This is a genomic window from Alteromonas sp. KS69, assembly GCF_003989595.1.
In the GTDB taxonomy this organism is placed as follows: Bacteria; Pseudomonadota; Gammaproteobacteria; order Enterobacterales; family Alteromonadaceae; genus Alteromonas; species Alteromonas naphthalenivorans.
Genome location: NZ_PYHU01000022.1, coordinates 60,457 through 77,922, shown reverse-complemented (window position 1 = coordinate 77,922; position 17,466 = coordinate 60,457). Strand labels below are relative to the sequence as shown.

The window sequence follows — 17,466 nt, the reverse complement described above, 5'->3', positions numbered from 1 at the left end:
CAAATAAAAACATCGTGATGAGCACACAAAGATAAGTGCAAGTTATAAGCACGTTCAATCAACTCTAAGGGTAAGATATGAAGCATACTTTTCATTGGTTAAAGCAAAAAACTCTGGCTTTAAAGCCATTTACACTTACTTCCTGCTATCTATTAGTCAGTTTTTCTTACCCTACATTTTCTGCTCAAGATACATCGGAATACATAGAATGGCAGGCCAGCTACACGGGAGAAGCCGCTAGTAATGTTGAAGGGGGGAAGCGTGAAGGGAGTGCATATGCTGGTCAATTATTTTTGGGCGCAGAAATAGACTTAGAAAAATTTGCAGGTTGGGAAAAGACTAAAGTCCATGTGGCATTTACTAATCGTCACGGACAAAACCTTGCGGCCACGCATATTGGAAGCAGTACGTCTGTTCAAGAAATCTATGGCGGCCAAAACTCCCGTTTAGCCAGACTTACCGTAGAGAAAAGCTTTTTTGACGACCAGCTACAAGTAGAAGTTGGCAGAACTGTGGCTAACATCAGCTTTCTTGGTTCAGAGCTATGCCAGTACTTTCAAACGAATTCTGCCTGCGGTAACCCCACCTTTGTATTTAAAACCAGTAACTTTACATGGTGGCCTGTTTCAAGTTGGGGAGGTCACGCAAAGTACTGGCTATCACCTGAAATCTATTTTCATACTGGTGTGTATGAAGAGAACACTCCCCATCAAGATTTGCGTGATCATGGCTTTGATTGGTCAACGGATGAATCTACTGGCGTGGTCGTACCTGTGACGTTGGGCTATCAAACTACATGGGAAAATGACGACTACCCAAAACGCTATGAAATTGGCGGTTGGTATGATGGCGCGGACTATACCGATCCTGCTAAAGATGAGAATGGTAATTTTGCTGCTGTCACCGGTAATGACTATGCAACACAAAATGGGCGCTCTGGTATTTTCGCCCGATTCGAGCAAACCATTTTACGTCCAGATTTAAATTCTAAACGCAGCGTTACGATTTTTGGTGCCGTGTTAACGGGCACATCTGGTGAGCTAATAGAAGATGAGTATATTAAAGCTGGCTTTGTTAAACGTGGTACCTTCGAAGGAAGAGACGAAGACACAATTGGTTTTGTCTTCACGCAACAATTTTATAGTGAGGATGCTATTGAAGACCAACGCGTATTGCGCGAAGCAAATGGCGGTTCAGGTCGCCCTGCAAGCAGCCAAACCATGATGGAGTTAAGCTACGGTGTCCATATTAACGACAATATTCGGGTTCAGCCCAACGTGCATTATATTATCAATCCAGACCAGTTTAGCGAGCGTGACCGACTTCAATCCTTAGATGATGTATGGGTGGTGGGCGTACGATTTGACGTAAACCTTGCAGGTTTACTACTGCGCTAGTTAAAGCAAACTCCCTCTTATTTCTACCGTACAGGTCGTCATTTTGAGGGCCTTTTTTCTTTTTAGCTTAAACGCATTTTCATTAGTTAACGCCTCTTCTCGTATTACGCGACTAACATCTGCATTAACAACTTCGCAGCGTTCCCCCTCGCCTCTATTACACTCATTTTGCTATTTATTAGTACCAATCGGCATATCCTTTCATCTTGAATCAATCCAAGTCGCGTCCATTTCTGTAATCACTTACACACAGTTTTAAAAGGAACAACAAATGTCAGAGTTATCTCTGTTTAAGCCTCTAGAATGGGCAGGAAATACACTTCAAAACCGCATGGTATTAGCACCTATGACACGCGGCCGTGCAGGTAGCAACCGCATCCCTAACAAAATAATGGGCGATCAATACGTACAGCGCGCCGATGCTGGCCTTATTATTACCGAAGCAACGGCCATATCGGAAGAAGGTATTGGCTGGGTAGACACGCCTGGAATCTATACCGAAGAAATGGTGGAAGGATGGCGCTCTATTAATGAAAGAGTGCATGAAGCTGGCGGCAAAATCATCCTTCAGTTATGGCATACCGGTCGTGCGTCTCATAGTGACTTTCATAACGGCGACCTGCCTTTTTCTGCGTCTGCTATTGCCATCGAAGGCGATGAAATTCACACGCCAAAAGGTAAAAAGTCTTATGAAGTGCCAAGAGCAATGACGCAAGATGACATTCGTAGAACGGTGGCTGATTTCAAACATGCGGCTGTAAATGCGAAAGCTGCAGGCTTTGATGGTATAGAAGTGCACGCCGCTAACGGTTACCTGTTAAATCAGTTTTTAGACAGTCGCAGCAATCAACGTAGTGATGAATATGGCGGCAGCGTAGATAATCGATACCGCTTCCTTAGTGAAGTGATGGACGCTGTGCTAGAGATTTGGCCTTCAGAGCAAGTTGGAGTGCGTTTATCGCCTAACGGCGTATTTAATGACATGGGTGCAGATGATTTTCGCGATACGTTTACTTATGTCGCCCAAGCACTTAATAAGCTAGACCTTGGCTATTTACATGTGATGGATGGCCTAGCGTTTGGTTTTCATGAACGCGGTGAGCCTATGACACTTGCTGAGTTTCGTGCCTTGTTCGACGGCATGTTAATGGGCAACTGTGGTTATACCCAAGAGGAGGCAGAGAAACGTATTAGCGACGGTGATGCCGACATGATTGCTTTTGGGCGCCCTTGGATCACCAATCCTGATTTGCCTACGCGGTTTAAAAACAACTACCCGCTGGCAGCGTTTGATGACCCTTCAACATGGTATGGTGGTGGTGAAGAAGGTTATACCGATTACAACACCTACCGTGAAGAAAGCGGAAAAGCGGCCATGGAGTCTTTAACCTAACAAATAAGGTTAATTTAACTGCAGGTGCAAAAATGTTGCAGTTAGTAAATAGAAAAGCAGTCATTTCATGACTGCTTTTTTTATATCTTTAGCAACACTGCGCTATTAATATTTCGCTAGCATTACAGCTTTAGTTAAACGCCACTTGTTTATCGGCTAATACCGCAAGCTTTTCTAGGCAAGACATCCATGCATATTGATGTTGATCGCATTCTTGTTGGTTACTGAAACCACTGTGAATTAGCGTTAACGCCACTTCGCCTTCGCTTGTTTCTTCAAACGAAACATCCACTGAGCTCATTACCGTTTCTTCTACGCCATCTTCCCACGCCCAAGAGAACACAAGCTTCTCGTTTGCTAAGATAGTCACATATTCGCCCGTTAGCGCTATTTCAACGCCGTTGGGTTCAATCATCTTTATGCGGTATCTTCCGCCCTCTTTAAAGCTACTCATAATTTGCGATACCGTGCAATTACCCGGAGCAAACCATTCAGATAAATATTCAGGTTCATGAAACGCAGCAAACAAAAAGGAGATGGGCGCATGAAGGGATACATTCAGGGTAAATTGAAACATGTTAAGTCGCCTGTAAAAAAACTAGAGCCTTGGTAAGTTTAGGCGCTAGCAGAAAAGGATTCTAGGCTGTTATCGGCTATGTTCGACATTTTCTTTAGTTTGACCGATAGCGTTGCCTTATGTGAATGATTATCTTAGGGTATCCTCACTAGCAGTCTCGACTCTGCGTAAACTATTTAAGCTATGTATTCGTGTGCTAATCGTAAAAGCCACCAATAAAGATTACTAAGGCTCATTTATGTCAATTCAATCGCCTACACTCAACGTCTCTATACTCAGCAAAGATGCCAGCGCATTAGCAGAGGAAATAGCAAATGCATGGCCCCAGCCTCATGCTTTGAATATCTGCCAAGCCGTTACCACTTCTGAACAAATTAACCCCGACGAGGTTGAGGTATTGCTTGCCGATCCTAATTTGGCGGCTAAGGTTATCGACCAGTGCACTGGCTTGAAGTGGTGCCAGTCAACGTGGGCTGGTAATGCACCTCTGCTTAATTTGGACAAAAGCGATTATATACTCACTGGCGTAAAAGGCGTGTTTGGAAAGCTAATGCGCGAATATGTGTTTGCTTATCTCTTGCAATACGCACGCAATATTCCGGCGTTTGCGCATAACCAGAATCATCAGCCCCCAATTTGGGAAGAAAGCCCTCGAGCACCCCTTACGGGTAAAACCCTTGGCATTTTAGGCGCTGGTTCAATAGCCCAAGCACTTATTCCTGTGGCAAAAAGTTTTGAAATGAAAGTCATAGGCTTATCGAGAAGTGGTCAAGCGGTAGACGGTTTCGATAGCGTCTATGCAGCAACTGATCTACTCAAGTTTGCCCAAAAGGCCGACCATGTAGTGAACCTGATGCCAGATACGCCCGCAACTACAGGTGTATTAAACCAGGCTTTCTTTAACGCACTGAAGCCTCATAGCGTGTTTATCAACGCAGGACGCGGAAGTGCCATTATAGAAGGTGCCCTTTTAAACGCGCTGGATAACGGCACACTACAAGCAGCAGTCCTTGACGTATTTACACAAGAACCACTGCCAGAGAAGCACCCATTTTGGACACACCCCAAGGTGGTAGTTACTGCTCATACTGCCGCAGTATCATCACCTGAAGATGTTGCTAGCGTATTTATAACCAATGCAATGCGTTACATGGCTAACGAACCGCTCCATTATCAATTTGATTTCAACAAAGGCTACTGACGTGGGTCGGTAGCGGTTAGCTCTATACGATCACGGTGCTTTTCATGAAACTCCAGTAACAAAGGATAGTCTTTAAAACTGTGCAATTCTCTGAATAGCACCCAATCTACCATTGAGTACAGACATATTTCAGGGTACGTCCAGCCGCTAAATCCACCCGCTTCCAACTGCTTAGACAGTGTCGAAAAAACTGATTCTATACGTTCTTTTTGCAAACGAATGATGAGCTTGTCTTGATTGATATCAATATCAGAACGCTTTAGTAGCATCAGCTGCACGAATGAATCATTAGCAGCATCTATCAGAGTGAGTAGGTTTTCTTCCTCCCAAGACAGGGAGTCATGGTCGAATTTACTCGCCAAATAGCTATAAATTACTCTGGAATCGAAAATTAGCTGCCCGTCGTCTTCTAGGCAAGGCACTTTTAAAGTGGGGTTTCGCGATGCAAGTAGCTCTCTGTCTTCCCCAGAGAATATTTGTAAATCGAGGAATTCATGGGGCGTGTTAGAAAGTACTACGCGAATTCTACGTACAAATGGAGATGTTACCGAACCATACAGTTTCATAGCTTCAACCTGAGTGAGTTTACTTACACACTCAGTTTAGCCATAAAATCAACGAGGAGAAAAGTACAAGATCATAAACGCGAGACAAGCATACACCATGATGCGATGTATGCCCGATAATCATTTACACGCTGAAGCTAGCGCCGCATCCACAGGTAGTGGTTGCATTTGGGTTTTGCACTAAAAAGCGTGAACCTTCTAAACCTTCAACATAGTCAACAACGCCGCCCACTAAGTATTGCAAACTCATAGGGTCTACCACTAAGGTAACGTCGTCTTTATCAATTGTCATATCGCCGTCGTTCACCTTCTCATCAAAAGTGAAACCATACTGAAAGCCAGAACAACCGCCTCCAGTAACATAAACCCGCAGTTTTAATTCAGGATTTTCTTCTTCCGTGATGAGCGCTTTTACTTTTGTCGCCGCTGCATCAGAAAACTCAATTGGCAACGCCATTTCTACAGACATACTCACCTCTTCATTAACCATGTGCACCTGCACGCCTTCACGTACACGTATCGATAACCCAATTATCTAATACTTGAGTAATGCTATCAACTATTGGGGTGAAACTAACTGAAACAATAGCTAGCGACATTTCATTTAGCATAAATATGAATGGCAAAATGGACACTCAAGCCCGTAAGGCATACTCTAAAAAGAAACCGACGGGATTAACATGGCGCATTCAGTATCTTCTATTTCCCTTCAAAATCGTAAGCTTAGACTGCCAGAAGGCGCACAAGCTCCTGCTATTGATGAACGAGAACATTACAAACAAGCACTGAAAAGCTGGCAAAAAAAATTACTGCATGTTCAACAGGCCTACTATCACCAAGGCAGGCGTGCAATCATTGTGTTTGAAGGATGGGACGCCGCAGGAAAAGGCGGCGCTATTAGAAGGATAACCGAAAAACTCGACCCTCGCGGGTTTCGCGTTCACTCCTTTGCCAAACCCACACCTGAGGAACAAGGTCGCCACTACCTCTATCGGTTTCAAACCCGGCTACCTGTACCGGGAAGAATAGCCATTTTCGACCGCTCTTACTATGGCCGTGTGATGGTAGAACGCATTGAAGGTTTTACACCTAAACCCGCATGGGAAAGAGCGTATCAAGAAATTAATGAGTTTGAACGACTCTTAATTGATGACGGCGTAACAATTATAAAACTCTTTATGCATATTTCAGCAGCCGAGCAATTAGCGCGCTTTGAAGAACGCTTAAATAACCCTTACAAACGCTGGAAGCTAACCGAAGAAGATATACGAAATCGTGGCCGACGGGACGATTACATTAATGCCATAGAAGAGATGTTTGATAAAACCGATACTGAAATGGCACCTTGGCATGTGATACAGGCCGAGCATAAATGGTTTGCACGTATTAGCGTGCTAAAAACGATTGTAGAGGCACTGAGTGAAGGCGTGATTGTAGAACCACCACCAATCGACCCTACCGTGGTGTATTTAGCAAAGCAGCAACTTGGTATTACCTTAGAGAAAAGCGAATAAACAATAGCAATTTACCCATGCCTTGTTGCTAAGACATGGGCAATACTATTTTAGAGTAAGTCGTGGCATGGGCGGCTTTGATACGATGTAAATCGTCTATTCTTGGCCTTCGCCCTAGCTTTAGCTTTAGCTTTAGCTTTCAGGCAAAGTCACGTTTAGCTCTAGTACGCTGCAATCGTCACTGCTTTCCAACTGTACCGACACTTGGTCGTCTGCAATACTCACATATTTACGTATTACCTGAATAATTTCTTGCTGCATCATGGGCAGATAATCAGGCTCAGTACGTTTACGTCTTTCGTGGGCTACAATAATTTGTAACCGCTCTTTGGCCATGGCCGCAGTGCGCGGCTTTTCCTTTTTCTTGAGTAGGTAATCGAAAATACTCATTACTTGCCTCCTAGCAGGCGCTTAAAGAACCCTTTCTTCTCTGCTTCTAGAAATCTATGTTCAATGGTTTCGCCTAATAAGCGGCGAACGGCGTCTGAATATGCCTGACCAGCATTGGCTTCTAAGTCTAGAATAACCGGCTGACCTTGGTTAGAAGCCTTAAGTACCGCTTCCGATTCAGGAATAACACCCAATAATGGTATCGCTAATATTTCTTCAACATCAGCAACACTAAGCATTTCTGCACTTTCCACTCGCTGAGGATTGTAGCGGGTAAGCAATAAATGCTCTTTTACCGGCTTGCCTTGTTCAGCGCGCAAAGACTTACTTTGCAAAATACCTAAAATACGATCTGAATCACGTACCGAAGAGACTTCAGGGTTAGTCACAACGATAGCTTCATCGGCAAAATACAATGCCATTTGAGCGCCTTGTTCTATACCTGCTGGTGAATCACAGATAATAAAATCGAAATCTTCTTTCAACTCGTTAAGAACGGCTTGAACCCCATCGATGGTAAGCGCGTCTTTATCACGTGTTTGTGATGCTGGCAGAATAAACAAGTTGTCGGTACGCTTATCTTTAATTAGCGCTTGTTTCAGCGTGGCTTCTTTATTTATCACGTTAACGAAGTCGTAAACCACACGGCGTTCACAGCCCATGATTAAATCGAGGTTACGTAAGCCCACATCAAAATCGATGACTACTGTTTTATGACCCGCTAAGGCTAAACCTGTACTGATAGCCGCACTTGAAGTCGTTTTACCAACCCCACCTTTACCCGATGTTACTACGATAATCTTTGCCATTTTTAATTCCTTGTAGAATACGTTAACACTTAGGCGATAGGCTCAATGTGTAACGTGTCCTCTTCTAAATAGATTTGTGCGGGCTGTTTCCAGCATGATGCTTTTACGGTTTCATGCATAATGAATTGCCCAGCAATTGAGATAAGTTCTGCATCTAACGACTGACAAAAAACGCGGGCATGCACATTACCTTTTACGCCCGCCAAAGCTCGGCCTCTAAGTGTGCCGTAAACATGAATATTTCCATCTGCTAGTACTTCTGCCCCTTCGCTCACCGCTGCGGTAATCACCAAATCACCACCTTCGGCATAAACTTGCTGCCCTGAGCGTACTGGGCGGCTAATGACTTTTACAGGTTTAGTGACAGCTGCTGGTGTGGGTACTGGCGGAGATACTGGTGTGGATGCCGCTGGCTCATTCGCGGCCTGCTCTTTTGACGTGGTACTTTCTGATTTTGTTGTTTTCAACGAGCTTTCTGTGAATTTACTTTGGCTAACATCCGCTAAGCCCAAATCGTTGATGATACTTCTAAGTGGCCCTACTTCACCGCGAACCGCCATAGGTTGAAGCTTAAAGCGTCGACACAACGCAACAAGCAACTCGAACTCGGTGGCACTGAGCGATTTGACTAAATGCAATATTAGCGATGAACGAGTGAAAAACTGGGGGGCACTATTTACCTTTTCAGCAAGCTGAGATTCAAAGGTATCTGGCTCAAAATCGATCACTTCTAACACGATACTGGTTAGTGTAGTGCCCTTCATGCGAAAGCATGTATCTGTCATTAATTATTCCTGAGTAATTTTTATTGCTCAACTGCCCAACCATGAGGGCTTAAAGCGAGTATGCACTCTATCAAATTCCGCTTCATCGGCAATAGGCAAGCGCTTAACAAGCGCACAACTGCTCACAAAACAACCACAATCTAACATTCCTTTGCACTAGGCATCTAGTATCGACCTAAAATTGCTTTGAAAATCCGTAAAAAAAGCGTGGGGCTCCACGCTTTGCATACCAATATTTTGTCCATAGAGCCTTTCAACCAGGGAATTAAAGCTCGGTTAACCGCCCTACTAAATGCTTTAGCGCTGAATTTCAGTCAGTTTTTTAGGGTCTAATAACGATTCCAGCTCAGACCTTGGCAAGTCGGTCATCGCTTCTGCAACATCGATAACGGGCATTTTATCTTTGTAAGCTTTTTTCGCTATTTCTGCGGCTTTCGCATAACCAATGATAGGGTTAAGCGCAGTCACTAAAATAGGGTTTTTCGCCAATGCTTTCTCAAGGTTCTCTTGGTTAACCGTAAACCCTTTAATGGCCTGCTCGCCCAAAAGCACACAGCTATTCGACATTAACTTGATGCTCGACAGCAAATTATCGGCAATCATAGGCAACATAACGTTAAGCTCGAAATTGCCCGACTGCCCGCCCACCGTTATGGCTGCATCGTTTCCTATCACCTGTGCAGATGCCATCGCTACCGCTTCGGGTATTACGGGGTTCACTTTGCCGGGCATAATAGATGACCCTGGTTGCAATGCCGGCAGCGATACTTCACCTAAACCAGCAAGGGGCCCTGAGTTCATCCAACGTAAGTCATTTGAAATTTTCATTAAGGTAACGGCGAGGGATTTTATCGCGCCTGATAAAGTTACCGCCGTATCTTGCGAGCTAATTAATGCAAAGCAGTTATCAGCGGGGGTAAATGTTATACCTGTAAGGTCAGATAGAGTGCTCGCAAAAGTGGCGGCAAAATCAGGGTGTGCGTTTACTCCTGTGCCAACTGCCGTTCCACCCTGCGCTAACGTTTGAATGGCGGGTTGAAGCGATTTTATTGTCTTACGTTGCTGACTAAGCTGCGCAGACCAAGCACGCAAACTTTGATCCATCCTAACCGGCATAGCATCCATTAAGTGTGTGCGGCCGGTTTTGCAATAATCAGACACTGAGTTCGCTTTGGTACCAATGATATCGATTAGCCTACTAATGGCAGGGATAAGCGATTCTGTCAGTTCGATAGCGGCACTTGCATGAATGGTAGTGGGAATAACATCGTTTGAGCTTTGTCCGTTGTTAACATGATCGTTAGGGTGAACCGCTTCCCCTTCATGTTTACCTTGTTGCTGATTCGCCAAGTTAGCGATGACCTCATTGGCATTCATATTGGTGCTAGTGCCTGAGCCCGTTTGAAATACATCTACCGGGAAGTGTTGCTGTAACTCGAGCTCATCAAGCAATGTGTCACAGGCCTGCTGTATAGCGTCGGCAGTTCCAGCATTAAGGGTTTCGAGTTTTTTGTTCGCAAGTGCAGCGGCTTTTTTAATTGTCACTAGGGTGCGAATAAAAGTAAGCGGCATTCGTTCACCACTTAATGGAAAGTTATTAATTGCGCGTTGTGTCTGTGCGCCATATAACGCGTCGCTAGGAACTTCGAGCTCGCCCATGCTGTCACGTTCTGTTCGGGTATTTGTCATTACTGTCCCCTTAATCTGATGAAATAAACGTTACTCTACTCTTGCCTACTTCACCCTGCACGGTTTGGATCCTTATTTATCTCTTTCAACAACATTGCATCCATCAACGCGGTTATCAAAGTTTCCCTCAAAGCTCCTATTAACGTAGGACCCAACAAAGCTGAGTCACAAGTGCTATCGGTACGTATTGACAGGACGTATTAACAGGACATCTTGACAGAATACCGATTAATGATAATAATAACCATTATCATTTAATGCAATTATAGCATGATCTGATCACGTAAAAGTTCGTAGGAATTAGTACTGTTTGTTTAAAAAGCACATTACATGTGCTTTTGCTAAAACCTGTTATTTTCACTGTAATGTGTGGGGCTGGAGCTTTAGTACTGGGCCTTTATTTCTGTGCCTTTTATTACCGGGCCTATTATTACTGGGCTTTTTATTACTAAGCCTTGTAGGACCACCACCTGTTGCTAGCATCTGGAATCGAGAGTGTCTTCTTTAACTTCAACTGAAAAAGTCAGTAGATACAGCATTAGACAGAAAACGCTAATGTTAAACAAGCGCCTGTTCTTACCAGCGTTTATCGTCGTGCTGCTTGTTTACTCATTCACGCGTGAAGCGACCATCGCGGTTCTATCCGATGCCTATTTTCAAGTAGCTGCATTTGTTTATGCATCACTGTCAGTTTATTACCTTGCCACTTTGAAAGTATCCGCTGAAGCCATTGGCGACTTTATGCGCAAGCATCCGCTCTATGAAGTAGGCTTGGCATCTTTTCTTGGTGCCCTTCCCGGCTGCGGGGGCGCGATTATTGTAGTCACTCAATATACCCGAGGTGTTACTAGTTTTGGTGCCGTGGTTGCCGTGCTAACAAGTACCATGGGTGACGCCGCGTTCTTGCTTTTGGCTCAGGCGCCGTTTGACGGCTTAACCGTAATGGGTGTAGGCATGGTAGTGGGTACCCTTACCGGCGTTATTGTAAACCGGTTCCACAATTACCAACCGCCGTCCTCCACTACTGCGTTTGGCAGTGCTGACGACAATACCGATGATAGTGTTGATGATAGTGAGCCATCAGCTACCATTGCCTCCTCTTCCATTGATAAGCTTTCTACATATTTTTGGCTGATTGTCGCATTACCATCACTTGCTATCGCCCTAGGCTTGTCGTTCCAATCGCCCGTTCATGAATATCTGGGGGTAACGGAACCTACATTGCAACTTATTGGTGCCGTATTGTGCTTATCGGCCATTACACTGTGGTCGTTAAACGGCGGCAGTGCAGGTTATGCTTCGCTAACTAAAGAAGATGCTATTACGCCTCCGCCACGCTGGCAGAGTAAAGCCGCGCTAGATACCCAATTTGTATTAGCTTGGGTTGTCGTCGCTTTTTTATTGTTTGAATTATCGATACTGTGGTTTGGACTTGATATAGGTGCCACGCTGACATCGATGGGCGCAAGCGTTGTAGGCTTGGCAATTTTGGTGGGGTTTATACCCGGGTGCGGCCCACAAATATTAGTGACCAGTCTGTATTTGAATGGTGCAGTACCTTTTTCTGCACAACTTGGTAATGCTATTAGTAACGACGGTGATGCATTGTTTCCCGCCATAACACTATCACCAAAAGCGGCCATTCTAGCCACTGTCTACTCCGCTATTCCTGCCATAACGGTGGGCTATGGGTATTATTTTCTATTCGAGAGATAGCGATATCAGTGAGGCTAGTAGCTGTGAAACACTAGCGGTTTCCACTTGAGAATGAGCTTCTTCGCCCGGCATATGGGTTTGCATTGTACTTATCGTCGAAGCGCTACTGCGTATCTTCTATTATACTGCCACTATTCAATGCGTCTTCCCACTTGACCGTTTTAGCTAAGTCTCCGCGCTTTGCATTATATTGGTATACAGTAGTTTCAAGGGTAATTGATGTAGGCTGAAAGCCATCGGGTAGCGTAAAGCTTGTATTAATGGCTTGAAAATATTTAAACCTGTACTCAATTTCTTGCTGAATAAACTCTGGCTCACCAATAGTAACCGTGTACTCCTTCCCTTCCCGCTCACCTACTAAGGTGACTGCAAGTTTGCCCTTAACTACTGCTTTGTTTTGTCGCTGCTGTAGTACTACAAAACGCATTTGAAACTGATTAGGCTCTGGCAGTGAGACAACCTCTACCCCTTCAATGATAAAACCATCTTGGGTGGTTTCAGGTGCCATAATTCGTTGGTAAAAAGCGAGTTGCTGCTGAAGCTCAGCCTGTTCGGTTTGAACGTTATTGAGTTGCTCGGCAATCGATTTCTTTTCCAATTCTGTTAACTGTAATGCGACTTCCAATTGGTTAACCTGAGTCACATATTGATTATTTTCACTGACTAATAACGCAATGGTTTTGTCTTGAGCAGCTACCTTCAGGCTATCACCCTCATCCACTATTCGCGCTAACTTGTAGCCAAACGCTATCATTATTAGTAACAAAGCAGCGACAAGCAATGACCACTTGTAATCACCTAGGAGTTGTTTCAATTTATCAGTTGTCATGAATAGTTATGGTTCTTAATTTTCTCGAGCCAGATACATTAAAATTCTTAACATTATGAATTTCAAGTGTTTGTGGTAAGCTGCTTATATCTACGATTTCTCTACTGTATCACAACATGCGTTTGCAGGCTTTACGACAAGAAGTGGCTCACCCGAGGACGTCTATACAACTTTGCCTCTTGGGTATTGTGGGCGGCGTAAGTGCTGCATCACTGATCATCATGTTCCGCCTTTGCGTAGAATGGCTTCAAGCGTCAGGTTTCGGTGCACTACGAGAGTGGTTCAATGATGAGTGGCCCGTTTGGTTTCTCATGCCCTTACTTAGCGTGCTGTGTATTTTGCTTATTGCCTATATCACGGGCTTTAAGCACTATCGAATGGGTATTCCCTTTGTTATCCACCGCGTAAAATATTACTACGGCCATATTCCCTTTCGCACTACTATTAATCAATTTTTCGGCGGTATGTTGGCCTTAGCCGGCGGCTTCGTGGTAGGCCGCGAAGGCCCTTGCGTTCATTTAGGTGCATCGGCCAGTAGCTTCTTAGGCCAATGGCTACGACTTCCCTACAACAGCATTCGTATTTTAGCGGGTTGTGGTATTGCTGCGGGCATATCCGCCTCATTTAATACCCCGTTTGCCGCGGTTATCTTCGTTATGGAAGTGGTACTGCGGGAATACAAAATTCATATATTTGTGCCCGTTATGCTTGCCGCTGCGTGTGGCTCGGTGTTAACCCGTATCGTATTTGGGCAAGTAAACGAACTGTCGTTTTTATCTTTTACCGCGTTTAGTCAGTGGATGTACCTATACCTTGTTTTACTTGGCGTTTTACTCGGTATGCTCGCGACATTATTTAACAACCAACTTATGCGGGTAATGACCTGGTTTAGACCTGTCCCTATGGTATGGCGACTTATGCTGGCGGCGCTAATAACAGGTACAGTGGGTATGTTGTTGCCCGAGGCGTTAGGGGCCAACTTTATTGATGTCGAAACGCTGTTTTCCAGCAACCCAGAAACCCTTTTACTGTGTGCTATTTTAGTGAGTAAAGTCGTGCTGGCTGTATTTGCTATTGGACTGGGTATTCCCGGCGGAATTATTGGGCCTGTAATGGTTATCGGCATGCTTGCTGGTGCGGTACTGTTGGTGCCCTTGTCGTACTTTATCGACGTGCCTGAATTTACTAACAGCTTTGCCTTATTAGGTATTGCTGGCATGCTAACAGCCGTGCTTCACGCGCCCTTAGCTGCCTTGTCGGCGGTAATGGAGTTATCGTACAGCCCTGAAATTATTTTGCCCGCCATGTTGGTTATAGTGCCTGCTTATGTGACATCAACACAATTTTTCGGCAATCGGTCGATTTTTATTCGCCAATTAGATTATCAAAACCTACCCTATGCTATTTCTTCCATTCGGGAAGCCCTTGAAAAAACGGGTGTACTGGCAGCATTAAGCAAAGACTATAAACTTTTTCATGACGCTCCAGATAAGGCACTTGAAGACTATTTATCGAAAAATCCAACAAAGATCGTAATTCAACAATCAAAATTTGAAATAGATGTGCAGTATCGTCTGGTCCAATATAATGTGAGCTTAGAACACGATGCTAATGCGCTTAGTTATCACGAGATGGAAGGCTTAAATGCACAAAGCACGCTTCATGAAGTATATGAGCATCTCAAAAATACGCGTTCTGGCGCGGTCTATATTTACGATCAGGAACTCAACGACATCATTGGCGTTATTACCTGGAATATTTTGCAAAGCTTTTTACAAAAGGCACAGTATTAACAATGTATATTTTATGGTTTAAAGCACTTCATATTTTTTTCATGCTTGCGTGGATGGCCGGAATTTTTTATCTTCCTCGGTTGTTTGTTTACCATGCTGAAGCTACATCGCAAGAAGTGAAAGATCAGTTTAAAGTGATGGAGAGAAGGCTGTGGTTTTTTGTCACCCCTTTCGCTTTGTTAACCTTGGCGTTTGGTGTTGCACTTATTGTGAGCTATGGAAGTACGTGGTTTAAAATGTCAGGTTGGCTGCACATTAAATTCATGCTTTTGCTTGCGCTTTACGGCTATCACTTCTATTTGTTTAAGCTAGTAAAACAATTCTCCCGTGATGAAAATCGTCACAGCGCCAAATTTTACCGCATTATTAATGAAGCTCCGGTACTGCTTATATTGGCTATTGTTTGTTTAGCAGTAGTAAAACCGCTATAAATTCAACAGGCCGTGTTACCACGTACTGATGTTATGGAATAACCGTTAAATAACCTAAAGGAAACTACATGGATGATAGTAACCAGCACTTAAAAGATTTGTTGTCGCAAACTGATTTAGCGTTTAAAGCGCTGATGCGCCAACCTAACTCTAGTGAGTTAAGTCATGCTTACGACAACGCTAAAGCAGAGTTAGACGCTTACATGAAGTCATTGCGTAATACGCTTTCTCAGCGCAAACACCTGCAGCGTCAGAAAGCTCGTTAAGAAGTTTTCGTAAAGGTTTCAAATTGGTTAGGCAATGCTGCGCTCAGTTCGCCAGCCAGATCAATATAATCTTGAATCATTGCTGGAAGTTGTTTCCACAATAAGGGTAAGTTGGCTTTAAGCTGTTGCGCTTGGCTGGGGTTACGATACTGCAATGCCAGTTCAACATTTGCTAGGGTAGTAAATAACTTTAAGCAACGAGACAGCCGTTTCTCTGGGGCATCTGAGTCATTGATATCTTCACGCATTGCATCTTTTGCACTTAACTTTTCCCACGCTTGTTGCCAGACATCTTCAAGTTGCTGGTGCACGTAAAGTAATCCTTCAAGCCATTGAGCTAATTCAGCGGGTATTGCAGAAGCGGGGTCAACAGTAGCATCACCCTCTGAATACACACAGCGTGATGGCATTAAGGGCTTCTCGTCGGTCATACACTGCAGGTGAGCCCTTAAGTTATTCATCAGTACATCCGCTAATGCATCTACATCTTTGTCTACCAGTGCACTTGAAGAGCTCTGTATCAACCATGGCATCCACTGCTCTGGCATAGGTATTTCTGGTGATGCTGCAACAGCGAATATCATACCGTCGGCTTTGTAGGCGCTAGGTAGTACATGCGTTAACTTGCCCTTTTCAAATACAGGCAAAAGAATATCGATGGGACGCGCCGTTTCTGACATTAAAAATTCCTACTAGCGGTTGAAATGACCTATTTATAACCTGTACCCTTCGCGCCCATTTTTATGTTGGGTTAAAAACCTGTTTTAACCGTTATATTCAAAGCACAACAACATAGTGAGCGAGTAGCAATAGAATTAGTTTGCGTGGTTGCGCAATAGCTAACCTGTTGTCATGATAGCAAAACTAAACTAAGAGTGACTGCAATGGCAAAAGATAAATCAGGATATATTATCGCGGCCGCCTTTATTGGCCCAGGTACAGTAACAACGGCAAGTCTAGCAGGCGCTAACTTCGGTTTTCATTTGGTGTGGGCATTACTGTTTTCAATTTTTGCCACCATTGTATTGCAAGATATGGCAGCTCGCTTGGGGGTGGCAACGGGCAAAGGCTTGGCATCAGCCATGAAAGACATGGTGTCTACACCATGGCTGAAAATGCTTTTCATTGCGTTAATTGTTAGCGCAATTGGCATTGGAAACGCCGCTTATGAATCAGGCAATCTAACCGGCGCTGCCATCGGTCTAGATGCTTTTTGGGAAATTGGCACAGGCACCTGGGCGCTTATTCTTGGGGTACTTGCCATTGCTCTACTTTGGACAGGTAGCTATTCATGGATAGAAAGCGTACTGGTTTACCTCGTGTTTATTATGGCTGGCGTGTTTTTCGTTACCCTTATTGTTGCTAAACCCGATATATCATTAATGTTTAGCCAGCTACTGCAGCCGCGTTTAGCCGCCGATTCTATTACCACCATACTTGCGTTGATAGGCACCACTATTGTGCCTTACAACTTATTTCTTCATGCGAGTCTTGTGGCGAAGTCATCCACAAACACGGACAATACAAATTCTGATAAAAGTGATGCGATTAAAGCGTGCAGAAAACAATCGGCAACCGCCATTAGTATGGGCGGCTTAATTACTCTTGTGGTGATGGCCACGGCCATGATGGCCTTTTTCAACCAAGCTGCCACCATGGACGCTGGAAACATGGGTGAGCAGTTAAAGCCTGTCCTAGGTGACAAAGCTCAATGGTTTTTTGCATTAGGCTTGTTCGCGGCAGGGCTAACCAGTGCCATTACGGCACCGCTTGCAGCAGCCTATGCGGTTTGTGGAGCGCTTGGGCTGTCTGACGACATGAAAAGCAAAGGATTTAGGGCGGTGTGGCTGGCAATAATTGTGTGTGGCGTTGCCGTTGCTGCACTCGGCTTTAAACCCTTACCTGCTATCTTATTTGCTCAAGCTACCAACGGCTTATTGCTGCCTATTATTGCTATCTTTTTATTGGTGGTGATGAATAAAAGTAACGCACTTGGCGAATTCAAAAACACCCTATGGAGCAATCTTGCAGGCGTTTTAGTGGTATCTGTTGTGGTAGGGTTGGGTCTTTATAAATTGACTAGCCTATTCATTTAATTCGATAATTTCAG

18 protein-coding genes are annotated in these 17,466 nt (G+C 44.3%); 9 read left to right on the top strand and 9 right to left on the bottom strand.

Annotation, left to right across the window (positions count from 1 at the left end; translation table 11 throughout):
• The first annotated feature begins 77 nt into the window (after positions 1–77).
• Both C7Y69_RS13910 and C7Y69_RS13905 read left to right on the top strand, forming a co-directional pair.
• Positions 78–1,397 (top strand): carbohydrate porin, encoded by a 1,320-nt coding sequence (locus C7Y69_RS13910; protein WP_126873116.1) that lies wholly within the window; start codon positions 78–80, stop codon positions 1,395–1,397.
• 271 nt (positions 1,398–1,668) lie between these two features.
• Positions 1,669–2,790, top strand: a complete 1,122-nt coding sequence (locus C7Y69_RS13905; RefSeq protein WP_126873115.1) for an alkene reductase — start codon at positions 1,669–1,671, stop codon at positions 2,788–2,790.
• 130 nt (positions 2,791–2,920) lie between these two features.
• Here the strand turns inward: C7Y69_RS13905 and C7Y69_RS13900 are convergent, their stop codons facing one another.
• Positions 2,921–3,367 carry an SRPBCC domain-containing protein gene (locus tag C7Y69_RS13900; protein WP_126873114.1) on the bottom strand — a complete coding sequence of 149 codons (447 nt, stop codon included), beginning with the start codon at positions 3,365–3,367 and terminating at the stop codon, positions 2,921–2,923.
• A gap of 238 nt (positions 3,368–3,605) precedes the next feature.
• On the opposite strand from C7Y69_RS13900, the gene C7Y69_RS13895 reads away from it, so the two are divergent.
• Complete coding sequence (locus C7Y69_RS13895; RefSeq protein WP_126873113.1) at positions 3,606–4,568, top strand: D-2-hydroxyacid dehydrogenase; 963 nt, start codon at positions 3,606–3,608, stop codon at positions 4,566–4,568.
• On the opposite strand, the gene C7Y69_RS13890 is transcribed toward C7Y69_RS13895, so the two are convergent.
• Positions 4,562–5,134, bottom strand: a complete 573-nt coding sequence (locus C7Y69_RS13890) for a glutathione S-transferase family protein (RefSeq protein WP_126873112.1) — start codon at positions 5,132–5,134, stop codon at positions 4,562–4,564. The genes C7Y69_RS13895 and C7Y69_RS13890 overlap by 7 nt on opposite strands.
• A 124-nt stretch (positions 5,135–5,258) precedes the next feature.
• Positions 5,259–5,603, bottom strand: coding sequence for an iron-sulfur cluster insertion protein ErpA (erpA, locus tag C7Y69_RS13885; protein ID WP_126873133.1), 345 nt, complete (start codon positions 5,601–5,603; stop codon positions 5,259–5,261).
• Positions 5,604–5,814: 211 nt separating this feature from the next.
• Here erpA and C7Y69_RS13880 point away from each other — a divergent pair, with 211 nt between their 5' ends.
• On the top strand, positions 5,815–6,648 hold the full coding sequence (locus C7Y69_RS13880; RefSeq protein ID WP_126873111.1) for a polyphosphate kinase 2 family protein: 834 nt from the start codon (positions 5,815–5,817) through the stop codon (positions 6,646–6,648).
• 132 nt (positions 6,649–6,780) lie between these two features.
• Here C7Y69_RS13880 and minE read toward each other — a convergent pair whose 3' ends face one another.
• The 4 genes from minE to C7Y69_RS13860 form a co-directional block, all read right to left on the bottom strand.
• The gene (minE, locus tag C7Y69_RS13875) at positions 6,781–7,038 is read right to left on the bottom strand and encodes a cell division topological specificity factor MinE (RefSeq protein WP_126873110.1); all 258 of its coding nucleotides are present in this window, start codon (positions 7,036–7,038) and stop codon (positions 6,781–6,783) included.
• The gene (gene minD / locus C7Y69_RS13870; RefSeq protein WP_013782808.1) at positions 7,038–7,847 is read right to left on the bottom strand and encodes a septum site-determining protein MinD; all 810 of its coding nucleotides are present in this window, start codon (positions 7,845–7,847) and stop codon (positions 7,038–7,040) included. Before minD ends, minE begins: the two co-directional genes overlap by 1 nt.
• A 29-nt stretch (positions 7,848–7,876) precedes the next feature.
• Positions 7,877–8,632 (bottom strand): septum site-determining protein MinC, encoded by a 756-nt coding sequence (gene minC / locus C7Y69_RS13865; protein WP_126873109.1) that lies wholly within the window; start codon positions 8,630–8,632, stop codon positions 7,877–7,879.
• A gap of 297 nt (positions 8,633–8,929) precedes the next feature.
• The gene (locus tag C7Y69_RS13860; RefSeq protein WP_126873108.1) at positions 8,930–10,321 is read right to left on the bottom strand and encodes a class II fumarate hydratase; all 1,392 of its coding nucleotides are present in this window, start codon (positions 10,319–10,321) and stop codon (positions 8,930–8,932) included.
• A gap of 555 nt (positions 10,322–10,876) precedes the next feature.
• Here C7Y69_RS13860 and C7Y69_RS13855 point away from each other — a divergent pair.
• Positions 10,877–12,037: a putative manganese transporter gene (locus C7Y69_RS13855; RefSeq protein WP_126873132.1), complete on the top strand. Its 1,161-nt coding sequence runs from the start codon at positions 10,877–10,879 to the stop codon at positions 12,035–12,037.
• Between the two features lie 103 nt (positions 12,038–12,140).
• On the opposite strand, the gene C7Y69_RS13850 is transcribed toward C7Y69_RS13855, so the two are convergent.
• Entirely contained in the window at positions 12,141–12,866 is a 726-nt protein-coding gene (locus tag C7Y69_RS13850; RefSeq protein ID WP_013782802.1) for a DUF6776 family protein, read from the bottom strand.
• Positions 12,867–12,982: 116 nt separating this feature from the next.
• Between C7Y69_RS13850 and C7Y69_RS13845 the strand changes: the two genes are divergently transcribed.
• The 3 genes from C7Y69_RS13845 to C7Y69_RS13835 all read left to right on the top strand — a co-directional run bounded on the left by C7Y69_RS13845 (position 12,983) and on the right by C7Y69_RS13835 (position 15,356).
• Positions 12,983–14,659 carry a chloride channel protein gene (locus tag C7Y69_RS13845; protein ID WP_041452464.1) on the top strand — a complete coding sequence of 559 codons (1,677 nt, stop codon included), beginning with the start codon at positions 12,983–12,985 and terminating at the stop codon, positions 14,657–14,659.
• A 2-nt stretch (positions 14,660–14,661) separates the two neighbouring features.
• Positions 14,662–15,090, top strand: a complete 429-nt coding sequence (gene hemJ / locus C7Y69_RS13840) for a protoporphyrinogen oxidase HemJ (RefSeq protein ID WP_013782800.1) — start codon at positions 14,662–14,664, stop codon at positions 15,088–15,090.
• A 68-nt stretch (positions 15,091–15,158) separates the two neighbouring features.
• On the top strand, positions 15,159–15,356 hold the full coding sequence (locus C7Y69_RS13835) for a hypothetical protein (RefSeq protein ID WP_013782799.1): 198 nt from the start codon (positions 15,159–15,161) through the stop codon (positions 15,354–15,356).
• On the opposite strand, the gene C7Y69_RS13830 is transcribed toward C7Y69_RS13835, so the two are convergent.
• A complete protein-coding gene (locus C7Y69_RS13830; RefSeq protein ID WP_126873107.1) occupies positions 15,353–16,036 on the bottom strand; it encodes a UPF0149 family protein in 684 nt (227 codons plus the stop codon). The two genes, C7Y69_RS13835 and C7Y69_RS13830, sit on opposite strands and share 4 nt — an antisense overlap.
• Before the next feature lie 204 nt (positions 16,037–16,240).
• Here C7Y69_RS13830 and C7Y69_RS13825 point away from each other — a divergent pair, with 204 nt between their 5' ends.
• Positions 16,241–17,452 carry an Nramp family divalent metal transporter gene (locus C7Y69_RS13825; protein ID WP_126873106.1) on the top strand — a complete coding sequence of 404 codons (1,212 nt, stop codon included), beginning with the start codon at positions 16,241–16,243 and terminating at the stop codon, positions 17,450–17,452.
• Positions 17,453–17,466 lie beyond the last annotated feature (14 nt).